We start from the raw sequence: 17989 nt of genomic DNA on the forward strand, positions 1-17989 counted from the left end.
ACGACACATTACATCAATGAACATAAGGCGCTTTTTCTTACAAATTCTACCGCGTTACGCTGTCGGACGGATGGTGATATACGCCAAGCTGATGCGCGTCGACAAACCCATTGGTACACTGCTTTTGCTGTGGCCGACTTATTGGGCATTGTGGATTGCGTCTAAAGGCGTTCCCGATGCGGATATTTTTATTGCCTTTACCGCAGGCACATTTCTGATGCGCAGCGCAGGTTGCGTCGTGAATGATTTTGCCGATCGCAATTTTGACGGCGCAGTAGAGCGCACCAAAAACCGCCCGTTTGCCAAAGGTTTGGTTTCCAAAACCGAAGCGCTGCTTTTGACCGTCATGCTGTGTCTGATGGCGGCTTTATGCTTGGTGCCACTCAACCGCTTTACTTGGCTGATGAGCCTTCCGGCTTTATTTCTGGCCATCACATATCCCTTTACCAAACGCTTTTTCCCGTTGCCGCAGTTTTATTTAGGACTGGCATTTTCGTTCGGCATTCCCATGGCCTTTGCCGCCGTACAAGGCCGAGTGCCTCCCGAAGCATGGCTGATGTTTACCGCCAATGCCTTATGGACGCTGGCTTACGACACGATTTATGCCATGGCGGACAAAGAAGACGATTTGAAAATCGGCATTAAAACTTCGGCAATCACATTTGGCCATCACGATATTACCGCCTCTATGCTTTGCCATTTTTGGTTTACCGTATTGATGGCAGTGTTGGGTATTAAAATCGGCGCAACTTGGCCTTATTGGCTGGTATTGCCGGTAACCATTTATTGGCAGTATCAGCAGTATGACGCCATCCGTACGCGCGACCGCCAGTTGTGCTTCCAAACGTTTTTGGCCAACAACCGCATCGGTTTGGCGTGGTTTTGCGGATTGGTCTGCCATTATTTCTGGTTGTTTTTGGTTTCCAAACTGTTTTAGAAAACTAGGTTAAGGCCGTCTGAAAAGAAAGGGAAAAGGGGTATGCCGGACATACCCCTTTTCATTTGAATCATGGTTTTACCATTGATAGGATTTTTACTTTAAATTCTATATAAACAAATAGTTGAATTATTTTTAGCTCGTTAAAAAATATCAAAAACAACATGGAAAATGTTAGCAGGGCGAGTGTAAATTACGCCTTCAGGATTGAGATTTGCACCGACAATCGGTACAATCCCATTGTTTTGCGACATTTAAAAGAGATACACATGAGCCTGATCGGCGAAATTTTACCTTTGTCCCATATCGTTTTGGATTTGGAAGTCAGCAGCAAAAAGCGTCTGTTTGAAGAGGCCGCACAGCTGCTGGAGAATGAAGCAGAATTACCGAATACCAACGTGTTCGACTGCCTGTTTGCCCGTGAAAAGCTTGGTTCGACCGGTTTGGGGCAGGGGGTGGCGATTCCTCACGGCCGTCACGCATGCGTGAAAAAAGCCACCGGTGCGTTTATCCGCACCAAAGAGCCGGTTGCCTTTGATGCGCCCGACGGCAAACCCGTTTCCCTGATTTTCATCCTGCTTGTGCCTGAAAACGCTACCGGCGAACATTTGGAAGTCTTGTCCAAACTGGCCGGCAGATTCTCTCAAAAAGCCATCCGCGAAGCATTGATGGCTGCTACTTCTGCCGAAGAAGTACGCACACTCCTGAGCGAAGAGTAATTCATGCCCAGCATATCTGTCCGCCGCCTGTTTTCCGACAATCAGCACAAACTCGAACTCGCTTGGGCTGCCGGTAATTCCGGCGCGGACAACCGTATCGGTGTCGAAGCCGATAAACCCGTCTTGGCCTTGGTCGGCCACTTAAACTTTATCCATCCCAACCAAATTCAAGTTGTCGGCGTGGCTGAAGCCGAATATTTGCGCCGCTTGGAAACGGGCGAGCTCAACTACGATTTCGGCGAGCTTTTCGATATTCCCATGTCTTTGGTCATCGTTGCCAATGGCTTGCCGGTTTCGCCTAAATTGCGCGATTATTGCCATACCAACAGTATTCCTTTGCTGACTTCCAAGCAGGAAAGTCCGCACCTGATGGACGTTTTGCGGATTTATCTGCAACGTACATTGGCTACTTCCACCATCAAGCACGGCGTATTTTTGGATGTATTTGAAGTGGGCGTACTCATTACCGGACAATCTGGCTTGGGTAAGAGCGAATTGGCATTGGAGTTGATTTCGCGCGGTCACAGCCTGATTGCCGATGACGCGGTCGAACTTTTCCGTACAGGTCCGGAAATGCTGGAAGGCCGTTGTCCGCCTATGCTGCGTGATTTCCTCGAAGTACGTGGTTTGGGCATACTCAATATCCGCCATATTTTTGGCGAAACCTCCATCCGTCCGAAAAAAATCCTCCAGCTGATTATCAATTTGGTTCCGGCCGACGACGGATACATGAAACAACTCGATCGATTGAGCATCCGTACCGAAACAGAATCTATCCTCAACGTCAGCGTCCGTTCCGTTACCCTGCCTGTTGCAATCGGTCGAAACTTAGCAGTATTGGTTGAAGCTGCAGTGCGCAATTACATCCTTCAATTGCGCGGTAAAGACAGCACCAAAGAATTCCTCGAACGCCATCAAACACAACTCAAAGAAAACGAACAAAATCATGAAAATCGTCCTGATTAGCGGCTTATCCGGCTCAGGAAAATCCGTAGCCCTCAAACAACTCGAAGATTTAGGCTATTATTGCGTCGATAATCTGCCTTTGGAAATGTTGCCTTCACTGGTGTTGTACCATATTGAACGTGGCGAAGAAACTCAGCTTGGCGTCAGCGTTGATATCCGTTCCGGTATCAATATCCAAGAAGCGCAAGAGCAAATCCAATATTTGCGTGACGAAGGGCATCAGGTCGAAGTCCTGTTTGTTGAAGCAGAAGAGGGCGTGTTGGTTCGCCGCTTCTCAGAAACCCGTCGCGGACATCCTTTGTCCGGTCAAAACCTGACTTTGTTGGAAAGCCTGCAAAAAGAACGCGAATGGCTCTTCCCGCTTAGAGACATTGCATATTGCATCGATACGTCCAAAATGAACGCGCAGCAGCTGCGTTATGCCGTGCAACAATGGCTCAATATTGAACGTGTCGGTTTGCTGGTCATTCTTGAATCCTTTGGTTTCAAATACGGCGTTCCCAATAATGCCGACTTTATGTTTGATATGCGCAGCCTGCCCAATCCGTATTACGATCCAGAATTGCGTCCCTTTACCGGCATGGACAAGCCTATTCAAGATTATTTGGGCCAGCAGCCGTTGGCTCAAGAAATGGTTGATGACATCGACCATTTTATTAGCCGCTGGCTGCCGCGCCTGCAACAAGAGAGCCGCAGTTATGTAACGATTGCCATCGGTTGTACCGGCGGGCAGCACCGCTCCGTTTATGTTGTGGAAAAACTGGCCGAGCGCCTCAAAGGCCGTTACGAACTCCTTGTCCGCCACCGTCAGGCTCAAAGCTTGGCAGGACGCTAACTTGCCGTTTCAGACGGCCTCAAAGGAAGAAATCATGAAAAAAATCAGTCTGACCGCATTATCCCTGCTTATCTTGACCGCCTGTGCAACAGAGCCTGTCACTGCTTACCGTTGGCACCGCACCGGCGCAAGCGAAGCTGAAGTTTCCCGCCAAATTAATACCTGCAAATCACAAGTTCAAAATGGAACCAAACGTGGCGATACATCCAAAACGTTTGAGCAATGTATGGATGAAGCAGGTTATTACAGCTACGAGCATGGCAACCTCTAAATCCTGATTGACCGATTATCCAAATACCGAGGCCGTCTGAAAAACAATGATTTTTCAGACGGCCTCAGATACGAATAGAAAGAATAAAAAGACATGGCTATCCAATGGTTTCCCGGCCACATGAACAAGGCAAAAAAAGCCATTGCCGAACGCATTAAAAGCGTTGATATGGTGATTGAGATGCTGGACGCGCGTATGCCTGCTTCCAGCGAAAACCCTTTGCTTGCTCAGTTGTCCAAAGGTAAGCCCAAACTCAAAATCTTAAACAAGCAAGACCTTGCCGATCCCGAGCGCACCAAAGTTTGGCTCGAACACTACAACAGCCGCCAAGATACCCGCGCCATTGCGCTTGATTCTTCCGAAACCGGCGCGCATGGCAAAATTACCCAAGCCTGCCGTGCCATGATTCCGCATCGCCAAGGTATCGAGAAGCCGCTGCGTGTCCTGATTTGTGGTATTCCCAACGTCGGCAAATCCACCTTGATTAACGGCATGATTGGTAAAAAATCTGCCAAAACCGGTAACGAACCAGGTATTACCAAAGCCGAACAGCGCCTTTTCCTTGCCGACGATTTCTGGCTTTACGATACCCCGGGTATGTTGTGGCCAAAAATTATCGTCGAAGAAGGCGGCTACAACCTTGCGGCCGGCGGTGCAGTCGGACGCAACGCGTTGGATGAAGAGGAAGTGGCACTTGAGCTTTTGGATTATCTTCGCCGCCATTATCTGGTTCTGTTGCAAGAGCGCTATCAAGCCGACAAAGATCCAAGCAGTCATTGGGACGATACTTCTTGGCTGGAGTGGATTGCAAAGAAACGCGGTGCGGTTTTGAGCGGCGGACGGATCAACTACCAAAAGGCCGCCGAAAATATCCTGACTGATTTCCGCGAAGGCAAAATCGGCAGAATCACGTTGGAAACGCCAAACCAATGGGAAACTTGGCTGAAAAAAGCCAGACAGAAAGAGGCCGAACTTAAAGCCATTCGCGAAGCCAGAAAGGCGGAACGAAAAGGACAGCAGCCTTTAGCCGATTAATATAAAAGGCCGTCTGAAATCTATTTTCAGACGGCCTTTTGTTGGAATAGACAATTTAGAGGGCGGTACGGCTGAAGCTGTCCAAGGCTTTATCGGTTTGGATTTGGTTGAACTGCATGGTGGTTTTGTCGCCTTGCTTTTCGTCCAATTCGATTTTACGCACCAGTGTATCGCCGTTGATCTCGATACGGTTGAAGATTTGACGGGTAATGGCGGTTTTCGGAGTTAAGGTCAACGTCCATTTTTTCTCGTTGCCGTTTAATTTCAAATCAAATTGTTTTTCTAAGCCTTGGGTATTGCCGCCCAAAAGGTCGAGGAAGAGTTTGATTTGGCGGCTTTGGCCGTTGAGTTTGCTGGCATTTGGGTTGACCCATTGGCTGCCGTTCCATTGCATGATGCCGTCTGAACGCACGCGCAGGGTAGTTTCAAATGGTTTTTGCATTTTCCAGAGCAGGCCTTTTTGTGGGACAAGGGTAAAGCTGCCGCTGGTGGTCATGGGTTTGCTGAGGGATTTGAGCTGGCGTTGTTGGACAAAATTGCCTTGCACGTTTTGCGGTTTTTGCAGGGTTTGTGCCAATTCGGCAGGGGAAAATGCCCACAAAGCCGGAGCGCTGATGAGGAGAGTAAGAGAAAGAATGGTTTTTTTCATTGTGTTTCCATAAGGTTTGAGGCCGTCTGAAAGTTCAGACGGCCTTTTATTGCTTTAATTATAAGGCTGACAAGGCCTGATTAAAGGTTGCGCTTGGACGCATCGCTTGCGCGGCTTTTTCAGGATTGGCTGCGTAGTAGCCGCCGATGTCGACCGCTTTGCCTTGTACGGCAGAGAGTTCTTCAACGATTTTGGCTTCGTCGGCAGTCAAAGCGGCTGCCAATGGCGCAAATGCGGCTTTCAGTTCGGCATCTTTGTCTTGCGCTGCCAATTCTTGCGCCCAGTAGAGGGTGAGGTAGAAATGGCTGCCGCGGTTGTCGAGTTCGCCAGCTTTGCGTTTAGGCGATTTGTCGTTCAACAGCAGTTTTTCGGTGGCTGCATCCAAAGTGTCGGCAAGGACTTGGGCTTTGGCGTTGCCGGTTTTTTGCGCCAGATGTTCAAACGATACGGCAAGCGCGAGGAATTCGCCCAAAGAGTCCCAACGCAAGTGGTTTTCTTCGAGGAATTGTTGAACGTGTTTCGGTGCAGAACCACCCGCGCCGGTTTCAAACATACCGCCGCCATTCATCAATGGAACGATAGACAGCATTTTCGCGCTGGTACCCAGTTCCAAAATTGGGAACAAGTCGGTCAGGTAGTCGCGCAGGACGTTGCCGGTTACGGAGATGGTGTCTTCGCCGTTTTTCAGACGGCCCAAGCTGAATTTAGCGGCTTCTTCAGGAGCGAGGACGCGGATGTCGAGGCCGTCGGTATCCAGTTCGGCAAGGTAGGCTTTAACCTTGGCGAGTAGGCTCTTGTCGTGCGGACGGTTTTCGTCGAGCCAGAATACGGCGGGCGTGTTGCTCAGACGGGCGCGGTTGACGGCGAGTTGTACCCAGTCTTTAACCGGAGCGTCTTTGGTTTGGCACATACGCCAGATGTCGCCGGCTTCAACGTCGTGTTGCATCAGGACATTACCTGCTGCATCAATGACTTGAACTTGGCCGTCGGCTTCGATTTCAAAAGTTTTGTTGTGTGAACCGTATTCTTCGGCGGCTTGCGCCATCAGACCGACGTTAGGAACGGTACCCATGGTTGTCGGGTCAAACGCGCCGTGTTCGCGGCAGAAGTCGATGGTTGCTTGGTAAACGCCGGCGTAGCTGCTGTCAGGAATCACGGCTTTGGTGTCTTGCGCTTTGCCGTCTTTGTCCCACATACAGCCGGAGTTACGAATCATTGCAGGCATAGAAGCATCGACGATGACATCGCTAGGAACGTGTAGGTTGGTGATGCCTTTGTCGGAATCGACCATGGCCAAATCAGGGTTGGCGGCGTAAACGGCGGCGATTTCAGCTTCAACGGCTGCGCGGGTATCCGCATCCAGTTTGTCCAGATTGGCAAGCAGGTTGCCGAAGCCGTTGTTGACGTTGACGCCGGCGGCAGCCAGTTTGTCGCCGAATTTTTCAAAGACAGGCGCAAAGAATACTTTGACGGCGTGTCCGAAGATAATCGGGTCGGACACTTTCATCATGGTGGCTTTCATGTGCAGCGAGAACAATACGCCTTTTGCTTTCGCGTCTTTCACTTGTTCGGCAAGGAAGGCGAGCAGGGCTTTTTTGCTCATTACGGTCGCGTCGATGATTTCGCCGGCTTTCAGGGTAACAGGCTCGCGCAGCTCTTTTTTGTTGCCTTGTTTGTCGGTGAATACGATGGATACGGAAGTCGCTTCAGGTACGGTAACGGATTGTTCGTTATGGAAAAAGTCGCCACTTTGCATGGTAGCAACGTGGGTTTTGGAGTCTTTCGTCCATGCGCCCATGCTGTGCGGATGTTTTTTCGCAAAGTTTTTCACTGCTTTAGGCGCGCGGCGGTCGGAGTTGCCTTCACGCAGGACAGGGTTTACCGCGCTGCCTTTAATGCGGTCGTAGCGTTCGCGTACGGCTTTTTCTTCATCGGTTTGAGGGTCGGCAGGATAGTCGGGAACGGCAAAGCCTTTAGATTGCAATTCTTTAATCGCGGCAGTCAGTTGAGGTACGGATGCGCTGATGTTCGGCAGTTTGATTACGTTTGCATCGGGTTGTTTCACCAGTTCGCCCAATTCGGCAAGCGCATCGGGTACGCGTTGCGCTTCGGTCAGGTATTCGGGAAACGCTGCCAAAATACGGCCGGAGAGAGAGATGTCGCTGGTTTTGACATCAATATCGGCGTGGCGGGTAAACGCCTGCACGATTGGCAGCAGAGATTGAGTGGCCAATGCAGGAGCTTCGTCGGTGTAGGTATAGATAATGGTGGATTTAGTCATGGGATTATTCTCTATGTAGGTTAAGTTTTTCTTTTCGGGCACATCGCGAGAAGAAACGTGCTAAGCCTATTATGGCATATTTCGGCGGATTTGGTTGTTGTTTTGATGTTATTGTTTTTTAAGTTGCGGAAAAGAAAAAGGCCGTCTGAAAAGACAGCCTAAATATAAGGACTTATCCGATAATCAAAACGGCATTGCTGCCGCCGAAGGCAAATGACGAGCTGGCGGCAATGCGTTTTTCAGACGGCCAGCGGCTGTTTTCATCGGTCAAAGCGATGTTGGGCAGCTCGGAATCGGGTGCTTTGTCCCATTGTTGCGGCGGCAGTTTGCCTTCCGGATTGTATTGGCGGTTGGCCATCAACCAAGCAAACGCGGCTTCAATCGCACCTGCTGCACCCAAGGTATGACCGGTGGACGGCTTGGTTGACGTGCAAAGGGTATGGCTGCCAAATACTTCGGCAACGGCTCGGCTTTCCATGCTGTCGTTGTGCTGCGTGCCGGTGCCGTGCAGATTGATCCAGCCGATGTCTTCCGCTTTCAAACCGGCTTTATCCAATGCGGCCTGAAAAGATTGGGCTGCGCCCAAACCATCAGGGCGGGGCGAAGACATATGGTAGGCATCGCTGCTTGCGCCGTAGCCCAGCAACTGCATTTCGCCGTCAAAATCTGCATCGCGCGTCATTACGAAAAATGCGGCCGCTTCGCCGATATTGATGCCGTTGCGGTTGGCGGAAAAGGGCTTGGCGATGCCATCTGAAAGCACTTCCAAAGAGGCAAAACCATTAATCGTCAGCGGAGAAAGCGTATCCGCGCCGCCGCAAATCACAGCATCACACAATCCGGCGCGAAGCAGTCGGGCTGCGCTGATGAGGGCGCGTGCGCCGGAAGTGCAGGCGGTGGAGACGGTATAGCGCAAGCCGTCCAAACCGTAAACTTGGGCGATAAATTCGGAGGGCGAAGCCATGGTGTGTTGCAGCTGTTTGAACGGAACATCCATCCATTCACCGCCTTGGACAACGTGTTGGAACAAGGGGATATTTTCGTCTGCGCCACTGGTGGACGTACCGGTAACGACAGCGACCCTTTCTTTGCCGTAACGGGCAATGGCCGTCTGAATCAGTCCGTCTATTTGCGAAAGTGCGTGCAGGATAAGCTGGTTGTTGCGGCTGCGATGCGCTTCGGGAATGCTGTCGGGCAGAGGCATCAGGGTTTCTTTGACTGCACCGAAAGCATGCGTTTTGCCTTTTACCCATTGGTCTGAAAAAGTCAGGGGCGTGTTTTGAGACGGCGTGAGTAAGGCATCGGCATGAACTTGCAAGCCGCTGCCCAATGCGCTGGTCAGTGCCGGACGGCTGAGATAAACAGGAGTATTCATGAATTAGTCTTCTGCAATCGGGCTGACCGTCCAGAAAGTTTGGTCGGGGAAGCCGATAAGGAATTGTTCGGAATGGTGGGCGACACACCACAAATCACGCTCGCGGTAGCTGAATACCGCGCCTTTGCCGTCTGGACAGAAGCCTTGATGGGAGGCGTTTTGTTGGCGGGCTTCAGGGTAAAGTGTGGCGGCGTGTTCGGCGGCCAAAAGCGGTAATAGGGCGGCAAATAATCGGCGCGAACTGGCATTGGGCATCACAAAGCCGTCATTTTTCCAACCTTTGGTGCTGACCGATTGACGCGATACCGGCGCACCCAGTGCATCGGTTTGGACAAAGCGGATGCCGTCTGAATGAGGCTCGACTGCCAAGAGATTGGTTTGAACGGTTTGCCCCGCCGCATTGGTCTGCTCGAGTTTGAACCATTGGCCTTCTTTGGAAAGTGGCGGCAGCGTTTGCGGTTGGGGGAGCGAGGTTGCGCATGCGGAAAGCAGCAGTGCGGCAAGCAAAGGGATAAATCGCATAAGGTTTTATCTATCGGTCAAAATATTTAATGGTGTGGATGAAGTTTCAGACGGCCTGTTCCGTTTTCAGTCTAGGCCGTCTGAAAGGCATTCATCCTTATTCTACCTTCAAATCGCCTACCAATGCGGCAAGTGTGGACAAGCGTTGCTCGGATTTTTCCACGAATGGATTGTTCGTATCCCAAGCGTAGCCTGCCAAAATAGACGAAATCATGCGGCTGATTTCAGGGCTGCGATTAGGCGCGTAGATGGCGTTTTGGAAGCGGAAATCGTACCAGCCGGTTACATAAGTGCGGAACGCGTTCACGCCGATCATCAGCTGGTCGGCAAATTCGGTTTGCCAATCGGCCGCTTCGCCTTTGAGCTGTTTGCCCAGTAAATCGGCAGCCAGTTTGGCAGAGTGCAGGGCAATGGTCACGCCGGAGGAGAAAACGGGGTCGAGGAATTCGGCGGCGTTGCCTAAAAGAGCGAAGTGTTTGCCGTATAAGGTTTTCACGTTGGCGGAGTAGCCTTGGATAGAGCGGAACGGGAAGTCGTTTTCCCAAACGGCTTTATCCAAAATTTCCGCCAGCATCGGGCATTCGTACACAAATTTTTTCAACACGGCTTCTGATTCGCCTGCCAGTTTATCGGGCGTGCCGACAACGCCGATGGAGCAGCGGTTGTCGCCGAAAGGAATCAGCCAAATCCAGACATCGCGATGTTCAGGATGCGTGTTGATCAGGATTTTGTTGCGGTCGAATTTCGGGCTGGTGATGTTGTCGTCGATATGCGTGAAGTGGGCTTGGCGCGGAGGCAGCTCGGACGGGCTTTCCAAGTCCAAAAGTCGGGGCAGGACGCGGCCGTAACCGCTGGCATCCAAAACAAATTTGGCAGTCAGTTCATAGTTTTCGCCTGTATCGGTCGCAACGCTCAAACGTGCCACATCGCCGCTGTTGTCAAACGCGGTTACGCCGTGTCCGAAGCGGACATCGACGCCTTGTTTTGCCGCTTCATCAATCAGGATTTTGTCGAAGATGCCGCGGCGCACTTGATAAATGGTGCCGGGGCCGTCTGAAAATTTTTCAGTAAAGTTGAAATCTGTGTAACGGCTGCCCCATGAAAACGCAGCACCGTCCTTAAATTGAAAGCTGGGCTCTGCATGCACTGCGTCGGCAAAACCGGCCTCTTCCAACATTTCCATGCAATGCGGCAACAAGCTTTCGCCGATGACAAAGCGCGGGAAATGTTGTTTTTCCAATACGCAAACTTTAAAGCCTTGTTTGTTCAGCAAAGCAGAAGCAACCGAACCTGAAGGACCTGCGCCGATAACGGCAACGTCAAATTCTACGGACATTTGAAAATACCTTTGATTTTAATGATAAATAATGTTTAATCCATCGCCTGAAATTTTTCAGACGGCCTTTTGCGACTTGGCGATAGAAGTTGAAACAAAATATCGCTTCAATTTCAATCGTCTTCATCTTTTGTCTAATTTTTCAACAATGTGCCTGCCAGCCAAATATTGAATGCCACGCCGATGGTAACCGTCATACCGAACGCGGCAACGGCGGGCGTGCTGCTGATGGCGAGCAGGGCAAAGGAAATAGCTGTCGTCGCGGCGGCAAGCAGCATACCGCCTAATTTTGCCGGCGCGCTGTGGTGTGCGGTGGCGGCATAGACGGCATAGTCCACACCGATGGCAGACACTAAAAGCAGGCCGAACATGGCAAACAGACTGACGGGAATGCCGGCCAAACCGAGTACGGCAACGGTGCAGATGGCGGCGGCCAGCGGCACGGCAAGGATTTTGCTGCCGCGTTTGAAACCGAACATTTTCCACAAGAGCAACCATGCCAACGCATAGGAAGCCAGTTTCAACCATGCGGCCTGATTGCGCGTGTGGTGGAACAGCTCGTTTAAGTGGGCGCGTTTGTCTGCCCAGTGTACGCCGGAGACGTGTTGAGCTACGGCGCGTACGGCGGCTTCATCGGTCATGCCGTTCAAACGAACGACGGCAGCAAAACGGCCTGGTTCCACTTCACCCAAATACAAGGAACGCCAAGCTTCTGCCAAATCGGTATTTAGGCCGTCTGAAAGCGATAATGGTTGCGTATCGGCAGCTTGTAGCAGAGCATCGCGCACGGTTTTGCGCGGAATACCGATTTCAGTAAGCGGTTTCCAGCTATCAGGCAACTTAGTCAATTCGCGCAGGCGGTTTTGCAGTTTTTGCTGCTCCGTTGTCGGTAGGATGAATTGGTCGGGCGATTGGATGCCGGACAGTTTGCCTTGCGCGATTAAGGGCTGCAGGGCGCGGCCGAGTTCGGCGGTTTTCTTCAACAAGGCATCTTCGCTTTGTGCTTCGGCCACCAAATATTTGCCGCCAAAATCCGTGCCGCTCAACTGGCCGATTTGTTGTACTTCGGTCAACATCGCGGTCGGCATATTGACCCATTGGCGGATGTCGTCACGCCAGTCGCTGCGCCACAGTCCGACTGCCAGCAAAATTCTGCCTACGATTAACCAGCCGCGTTTGTGCAGGCGGTTTTTCAGATGGCCTGACAAGGAATAGAGCTTTTCAGTTAATGCGGCAAAAGGCACGGTTTTGGCACGGTAGCAGCGAAACAGCGGCGGCAGCCATAAAACGGTGGCACCAAACGCACCAAATAAAGCGAAGCCTGAAAATACCGCGGTTTGGCGCAATACAGGCAAAGGGGTGAACCACAGCAGCGCATAGCCCAAGACGGTAATCGCCAGGCTGACGGCAAAACTCGGCAAGACATGTTTCATTGCCGATTCGGCCTGCCAAACAGTCTTTTCAGACGGCCCGAATACCGACGGCGCAAGCCAGTGCAACGGGAAATCCACCAACATGCCCACCAAGCTGGTGCCGATGACGATGGTCAGGATATGCACTTCGCCGAAGGTTAATAATGCAACTGCCAATCCGGTCAACATACCGGCTGCCAGCGGCAAGAACAGCAAAAATACGCGGCCGCTGCGGAAGACCCACAACAGCAGCGCAAAGGTCAGTCCAAGCCCGACCATGCTCATCAGCCGACTTTCTTTTTCTGCGGCTGCTTTGGATACGGCGGCGAACAATGCACCGCCTGCGCTTAAGGTTTCTGCGCCGTTTTCCGAAGCGATTTGACGGCTTTGCGCCATCAGCGGCAAGAGGGCATCGTTGCCGGAAAATTGATCGCCGCCGGCGAGCCGTCCGCGCAAAAATACCCAAGTTTTGCCTTGGTCTTCGGCAAACAGCATGCCGTTGTCCATGTCCCACTGCAAACGGCTTTGCGGATTGGCTTTGTCGGCAACAAAGCGTCCAAAGCCCAGCCAGTCTTGTTCTAAAGACAAAGGCGAGGGGGCGGCAAACGGATTGGCCGCGGCTTCTGCGCGCGCTTGAAAATAGGCTTGCGGCTGCTCAAACAGCAGGCGGATTTCGTCTTGCGGCAAAACGGCCAAGCCCAGTTTCTGCATATCCGCCCGCACCTTGTCCAAATTTGGCGTCATGCTGCTGTCGACTTGTTCAAATACGCCGCTTTTGCGCCATGCGTCGGCAATTTGAGAGGCCGTCTGAAAAGCGGTTTCGGCATCGGTACTGCCGGCAAGCAAAATGACTTGCGAATTGAGCTGCGCTTCTGCGGCTTTATCCGCGGCCGTCAGTAAGGCATCGGGTTGCTGCTCGCTTGGTAACAACGCAGTCAAATCGGTTTGGATGCGCGCTTGTGAAGCAAAGGCATAAACCAAAAACAGGGCAAGAAACAGGATAAGGGCAGTATAGAGGCGGTTTAGGAGGCGAAGATTCATCGTTCAGACGGCCTTTTGCAAATGCTGCTGTTGGTGTGTGGAATCAGTAAAAGTACAGTAAATTAAATCAGATTATTATTATTTTGTCAGTTATTAGATGGTTTGTCGGTCGGTTAAATCATTGGGCTTGAGCGAACCGAAAAACTGCCATTGCAGGGCGACGGCTTTTCCCTTCCAAACGCAGGCAAGTGCCATCGTATCCGCCAAAATCGCGCTTGTGCCGTGCCAATCGGTTTGTTTTCCAGCGCGTAAACCAACGGGGTGTCCTGAATCGAAAACATAGCCGACTGATTTCATGTCTGACGGGAAATCCAAATTCGCCGCTTTAATCAAGGCTTCTTTGAAACACCACAATCGGTAAAACGTTTCAGACGGCCAGTTTGCCGTTTCCAAATAGTCTTGCTCTTCCTGCGTGCAGACCAAAGCCGACAGCGCTTTGAAATCACGCGGGCGGATACATTCGATATCGACACCGGCTGTTAAGGGATGAGGCGCACACAATAAAGCGGCAAAGCCTTGGCTGTGGCTCAGCGATACAGTCGGTAAATCGGTTTGCTGTTTTAATGCTCGGCTGACTTGCCAGTCTTGACGCTGCGCCAGTTGCGGCGTGGCAGCCAAACGTTGGGAATCGGCTGCGTTTAGGGAGGCATGGTCGTAGCAGGCGGCAAAAGACGGATCGGCCAGCAGGTAGTGAAGGGTTGTCGTATCCATAAAATAGAAAAATGCCAAACTTCATCTTGAAGTCCGGCATTTTTGACATTGCTTAGTGGAAGCTGCCTTTCAAAACCACACGGCTGTTGAATGTAGCGATGTGGCATTCGTACTCGTTACCGCCTTTGGTTACTTTGTCAAAGTAGCTAACCAGATGAACGGATTTGGCTTTTTTGCGATGCGCAGTGCTTTGGAAGCGTTTAACTGCGCTCAAGAACGCGCGTTGGCAGGTTTCATCAGGGGTTTTGCCAACTGAGTTGGAGATTTGACGGGAAGTCAAAGTCGCGCCGGATGTGCTGCCGTAGTGAACGCGGATGCTAGGATCCAAAGCGGATTTGGCTTCGGCAGAGTTCAAAGCCACATCGACTTTACACATATAAATATCGTTTTGACCTTTGCCATTGACTTTATGTCCTTCACCCATGCTGCGGCAGGCAGAACCGGCGGCAGTTGTTTTTTGAGTAGAAGTTTGAGAGGAGGAAGTAGATGGTTGGGAATTGCCGGATTGTGAGCAAGCGGCAAGCATCAGGGCGGATACGGCAACCAAAGCAGAAAAACGTAACATACGGACTCCTTTATAATTAAGGGGTGTGAAAAAAGGTTTACAGAAAACAAAATCATTTTAACATATATGAAAGCCGTATAAAAATAGGATGATGCAAAAAATATTATATTTTTATTTAAATGATTTCATGGTGTTAAGAAAGTTTGGGGCGGTAATGCTTGACGAAGGAGGACAGAGGGCGTATATTGCGGTCTTCCTTAGGAGTAATGGCTGAGAGGCTGAAGGCACTTCCCTGCTAAGGAAGCATGTGGGGTCAACCTGCATCGAGGGTTCGAATCCCTCTTACTCCGCCAAATATGAAAGACACCGTTTATACGGTGTCTTTTTTATTATCCGGGATTGCTTGGAATCTCAGGCCGTCTGAAAGTGTGAAATGAACGATTTGATTATCCTAAACAAGCCTTATGGCGTGATTTGCCAGTTTTCTGCACATGAAAAACATCCGTGCCTTAAGGATTTTGTCGAGAAACCGGGATTTTATCCGGCCGGACGTTTGGATACGGACAGCGAGGGTTTGCTGCTGCTGACCAATAATGGCCGTTTGCAGGCGCAGATTGCTGACCCGAAATTCAAGCAGGTCAAAACTTATTGGGCGCAGGTGGAGGGTTCTCTTGATGAAGCCAAATTGGATTTGTTGCGCCGTGGCGTAGATTTGGGCGATTTTGTCACTCGTCCGGCTGAGGTCAGGGTATTGGAAGAAGGCGAAGCGGATGTTTTATGGCCGCGCGTGCCGCCGATTCGCGTGCGCAAATCCGTGCCTGATTTTTGGGTGGAAATCAAAATTTCGGAAGGGAAAAACCGCCAAGTGCGAAGGATGACGGCGAAAGCAGGCTTTCCGTGTTTACGCTTAGTCCGCGTGGCAATAGGCCGTCTGAATCTGTTTGATTTGAATTTGGAATTGGGACAATGGCGGTTTGCGCCGCATCGTCCTTAAATAGGATGAATAAAGGCCGTCTGAACTATTCAGACGGCCTTTTGTTATGGAAAAATCAATGATGTGAATGACCGATTTGGAAAGTCAAAGTGGTGTAGTTCGCCTGTTTTTGGCACACGCTTTGATCGGGGAAATCGGCTTTGTATTCTACGCTGGCTTTCCAGAAACCTTGGCGCAATGGAATGATGCTGACTTCGCCTTTGTCATCGGTGGTATCGGAGAAGGCTTGGGCTTCGGTTTTATGGGTTTTGCTGCGGTCGCTGGTGTCGAAGCCGTCAAATGTAGCGGTAACGGTAGCGTTGGGTAGCGGCTCGCCATTGAAGAGGACGCGGACTTTGAAGCGTTCGCCGACGTGGACGTTGGCAGGGTTGTCCAAAGGTACGATTTCTAAATGTTGGCCGACTTGCTTGGTGATGATGGCAGTATCTGCGCTTTCGTGGCCGACATTGACGATGTTTTTACCGAACATACGGGTTTGCTCGCAATAGTTTGCATCAGGCATTTCTTTGATGCTTGCCTGCTTCCAGCCCGCGCTGTTTTTTGACCAGAAAGTCGGTTGGTATTCGGCGGTTACCAAGTAGCTGCCGTCTTTGACCGGTAGTTTGCTGCGGTATTGGTAATTGTATGTACCTTTTTGAATCATGTTTTCTTTGCCTTTCTCAGTCACCAGTTGCATGGGTTTGCTGAAAATGTGCAGGCGGTCTTTGGCGATGGGCTCGAGCTCCGGGAATTCACCATAGCCCAATTCGGCTTCAAGGTATTCGCCGCCATGTGTGTGGGCGGTTTCAACCCAAACGCGGTGGGCGTGTGCGGCAGTGCTGAACAGGAAGGCAGATGCGATAAGCAAAGCGGTTTTTTTCATGATTTCTCTCCGATTTTCGATGTGTAGAAAAGATAGAATAAAGTCGTTCGTTATAATATAACAAAATTATTTAAATTTAAAGAGAGGCTGTCTGAAAACTTTCAGACGGCCTTTTAGCTGATTGTTTTTTGAATCGGATTATCAAAACGGTTTAGTCCCCGTCACGACAGACGTCAATCGCTTCCTGCAAACTGCTGACGCCGTAGATTTTCAGGTTTGGAAACTCTTTGGCATTGCGCGGCATATTGGCTTTGGGGACGATAGCGCGTTTGAAGCCGAGTTTTTCCGCTTCTTTAAGCCGCTCTTGTCCGCGTGCAACGGGGCGAACTTCACCGCTTAAGCCGATTTCGCCGAATACAACGGTTTTTTCGGGCATGGGGCGGTTGCGGAAACTGGAGAGCATGGCGAGGATGACGGCAAGGTCGGCGGCGGGCTCGCCGATTTTGACGCCGCCGACGGCGTTGAGGAACACATCTTGGTCGAAGCAGGCGATGCCGCCGTGACGGTTGAGGACGGCGAGCAGCATGGCGAGGCGGTTTTGTTCGAGGCCGACGGTGAGGCGTTTGGGGGTAAAGCCGTGCGCGTCATCGACCAATGCCTGAATTTCGACGAGAAGCGGGCGGCTGCCTTCCTGAGTGACCAAAACGCACGAGCCGGGCGTGTCATCGCGGTAGCTGGCGAGGAAGATGGCGGACGGGTTGGATACGCCTTTTAAACCGTTTTCGGTCATGGCGAATACGCCCAGTTCGTTTGCCGCACCGAAGCGGTTTTTAATGGCGCGTATCATGCGGTAGTTGGAATGCTGGTCGCCCTCGAAATACAGCACGGTATCGACCATGTGTTCCAGCACGCGCGGGCCGGCAATCGCGCCGTCTTTGGTAACGTGTCCGACCAGTATCATGGCGATGCCCATCTGTTTCGCCATTCGAGTTAGTTGGGCGGCACATTCGCGCACCTGTGACACGGAGCCGGGTGCGGAAGTGATTTGGTCGGAATACATGGTTTGGATGGAGTCGATGACGACAACTTCGGGCTGATGCTGTTTCAAGGCCGTCTGAATGGCTTCCATGCGGATTTCGGCAAGCAGGTTCACGCCTTCGGTGGGCAGTTCCAAACGTTGTGCGCGCAGGGCGACTTGTTGGGCGGATTCTTCACCGGAAATGTACAGCACTTTACGGCTTTGCGCCATTTTGGCGATGGTTTGCAACAGCAGCGTGGATTTGCCGATGCCGGGATCACCGCCGAGCAGGATAACCGCGCCATCGACCAAACCGCCGCCCAATACGCGGTCAAGCTCGCCCATGCCGGTCGGATTGCGCGGCACTTCGGTAGCGGTAACGGCGGAGAGGGATTGGACGGTCGAGGTGTCCGCCGCCCAAGATTGAAAGCGGGCGTTTTTCGGCTCGGGCGCAGCCAGGCTTTCCTGAAGCGTGTTCCACTCGCCGCAATGCGGGCATTTGCCCTGCCATTTCGGGGAAGTACCGCCGCATTCGGAACATTGGTAGATGGTTTTGGGGGCTTTTGCCATGGTGTTTTCC

At 51.4% G+C, this 17989-nt stretch carries 17 protein-coding genes and 1 tRNA gene; 8 read left to right on the forward strand and 10 right to left on the reverse strand.

What is annotated here, in order from left to right; genetic code table 11:
• Window positions 1-70: 70 nt before the first annotated feature.
• The 6 genes from ubiA (at window position 71) to ylqF (ending at window position 4763) form a co-directional block, all read left to right on the forward strand.
• A complete protein-coding gene (ubiA, locus tag ACTHSX_RS06305) occupies window positions 71-937 on the forward strand; it encodes a 4-hydroxybenzoate octaprenyltransferase (protein ID WP_440377133.1) in 867 nt (288 codons plus the stop codon).
• A 269-nt stretch (window positions 938-1206) separates the two neighbouring features.
• Window positions 1207-1656, forward strand: a complete 450-nt coding sequence (gene ptsN / locus ACTHSX_RS06310; RefSeq protein WP_003680500.1) for a PTS IIA-like nitrogen regulatory protein PtsN — start codon at window positions 1207-1209, stop codon at window positions 1654-1656.
• Window positions 1657-1659: 3 nt separating this feature from the next.
• Entirely contained in the window at window positions 1660-2622 is a 963-nt protein-coding gene (gene hprK, locus ACTHSX_RS06315) for an HPr(Ser) kinase/phosphatase (RefSeq protein WP_036490342.1), read from the forward strand.
• Window positions 2603-3457: an RNase adapter RapZ gene (gene rapZ / locus ACTHSX_RS06320; RefSeq protein WP_440377134.1), complete on the forward strand. Its 855-nt coding sequence runs from the start codon at window positions 2603-2605 to the stop codon at window positions 3455-3457. Before hprK ends, rapZ begins: the two co-directional genes overlap by 20 nt.
• A 34-nt stretch (window positions 3458-3491) precedes the next feature.
• Window positions 3492-3728: a protocatechuate 3,4-dioxygenase gene (locus tag ACTHSX_RS06325; RefSeq protein WP_049351430.1), complete on the forward strand. Its 237-nt coding sequence runs from the start codon at window positions 3492-3494 to the stop codon at window positions 3726-3728.
• A gap of 93 nt (window positions 3729-3821) precedes the next feature.
• Window positions 3822-4763 carry a ribosome biogenesis GTPase YlqF gene (gene ylqF / locus ACTHSX_RS06330; RefSeq protein ID WP_440377135.1) on the forward strand — a complete coding sequence of 314 codons (942 nt, stop codon included), beginning with the start codon at window positions 3822-3824 and terminating at the stop codon, window positions 4761-4763.
• Window positions 4764-4818: 55 nt separating this feature from the next.
• Here the strand turns inward: ylqF and ACTHSX_RS06335 are convergent, their stop codons facing one another.
• From ACTHSX_RS06335 to ACTHSX_RS06370, 8 genes are all read right to left on the reverse strand, one after another.
• Window positions 4819-5412 carry a LolA family protein gene (locus ACTHSX_RS06335; RefSeq protein ID WP_003747363.1) on the reverse strand — a complete coding sequence of 198 codons (594 nt, stop codon included), beginning with the start codon at window positions 5410-5412 and terminating at the stop codon, window positions 4819-4821.
• A gap of 58 nt (window positions 5413-5470) precedes the next feature.
• Window positions 5471-7693 carry an NADP-dependent isocitrate dehydrogenase gene (locus ACTHSX_RS06340; protein ID WP_440377136.1) on the reverse strand — a complete coding sequence of 741 codons (2223 nt, stop codon included), beginning with the start codon at window positions 7691-7693 and terminating at the stop codon, window positions 5471-5473.
• Window positions 7694-7865: 172 nt separating this feature from the next.
• Window positions 7866-9068, reverse strand: coding sequence for a beta-ketoacyl-ACP synthase (locus ACTHSX_RS06345; RefSeq protein WP_440377137.1), 1203 nt, complete (start codon window positions 9066-9068; stop codon window positions 7866-7868).
• A gap of 3 nt (window positions 9069-9071) precedes the next feature.
• Window positions 9072-9590, reverse strand: a complete 519-nt coding sequence (locus tag ACTHSX_RS06350) for a hypothetical protein (RefSeq protein ID WP_440377138.1) — start codon at window positions 9588-9590, stop codon at window positions 9072-9074.
• A 97-nt stretch (window positions 9591-9687) separates the two neighbouring features.
• Window positions 9688-10926, reverse strand: coding sequence for an NAD(P)/FAD-dependent oxidoreductase (locus tag ACTHSX_RS06355; RefSeq protein ID WP_049351436.1), 1239 nt, complete (start codon window positions 10924-10926; stop codon window positions 9688-9690).
• Window positions 10927-11060: 134 nt separating this feature from the next.
• On the reverse strand, window positions 11061-13379 hold the full coding sequence (locus tag ACTHSX_RS06360) for an MMPL family transporter (RefSeq protein ID WP_440377139.1): 2319 nt from the start codon (window positions 13377-13379) through the stop codon (window positions 11061-11063).
• Window positions 13380-13472: 93 nt separating this feature from the next.
• A complete protein-coding gene (locus tag ACTHSX_RS06365) occupies window positions 13473-14090 on the reverse strand; it encodes a 4'-phosphopantetheinyl transferase family protein (protein WP_440377140.1) in 618 nt (205 codons plus the stop codon).
• 52 nt (window positions 14091-14142) lie between these two features.
• Window positions 14143-14655, reverse strand: coding sequence for a hypothetical protein (locus ACTHSX_RS06370; protein ID WP_223168965.1), 513 nt, complete (start codon window positions 14653-14655; stop codon window positions 14143-14145).
• Window positions 14656-14855: 200 nt separating this feature from the next.
• On the opposite strand from ACTHSX_RS06370, the gene ACTHSX_RS06375 reads away from it, so the two are divergent.
• Window positions 14856-14948 (forward strand) — tRNA-Ser (locus ACTHSX_RS06375).
• A gap of 80 nt (window positions 14949-15028) precedes the next feature.
• Window positions 15029-15589, forward strand: coding sequence for a pseudouridine synthase (locus tag ACTHSX_RS06380; protein WP_440377141.1), 561 nt, complete (start codon window positions 15029-15031; stop codon window positions 15587-15589).
• 55 nt (window positions 15590-15644) lie between these two features.
• Here ACTHSX_RS06380 and ACTHSX_RS06385 read toward each other — a convergent pair whose 3' ends face one another.
• Both ACTHSX_RS06385 and radA read right to left on the reverse strand, forming a co-directional pair.
• Complete coding sequence (locus ACTHSX_RS06385) at window positions 15645-16451, reverse strand: DUF4198 domain-containing protein (protein ID WP_440377142.1); 807 nt, start codon at window positions 16449-16451, stop codon at window positions 15645-15647.
• 151 nt (window positions 16452-16602) lie between these two features.
• Window positions 16603-17979 carry a DNA repair protein RadA gene (radA, locus tag ACTHSX_RS06390; protein WP_440377143.1) on the reverse strand — a complete coding sequence of 459 codons (1377 nt, stop codon included), beginning with the start codon at window positions 17977-17979 and terminating at the stop codon, window positions 16603-16605.
• Between the last annotated feature and the right edge of the window lie 10 nt (window positions 17980-17989).

The organism is Neisseria sp. P0014.S002, from assembly GCF_051958295.1.
Lineage (GTDB): Bacteria > Pseudomonadota > Gammaproteobacteria > Burkholderiales > Neisseriaceae > Neisseria > Neisseria flavescens_B.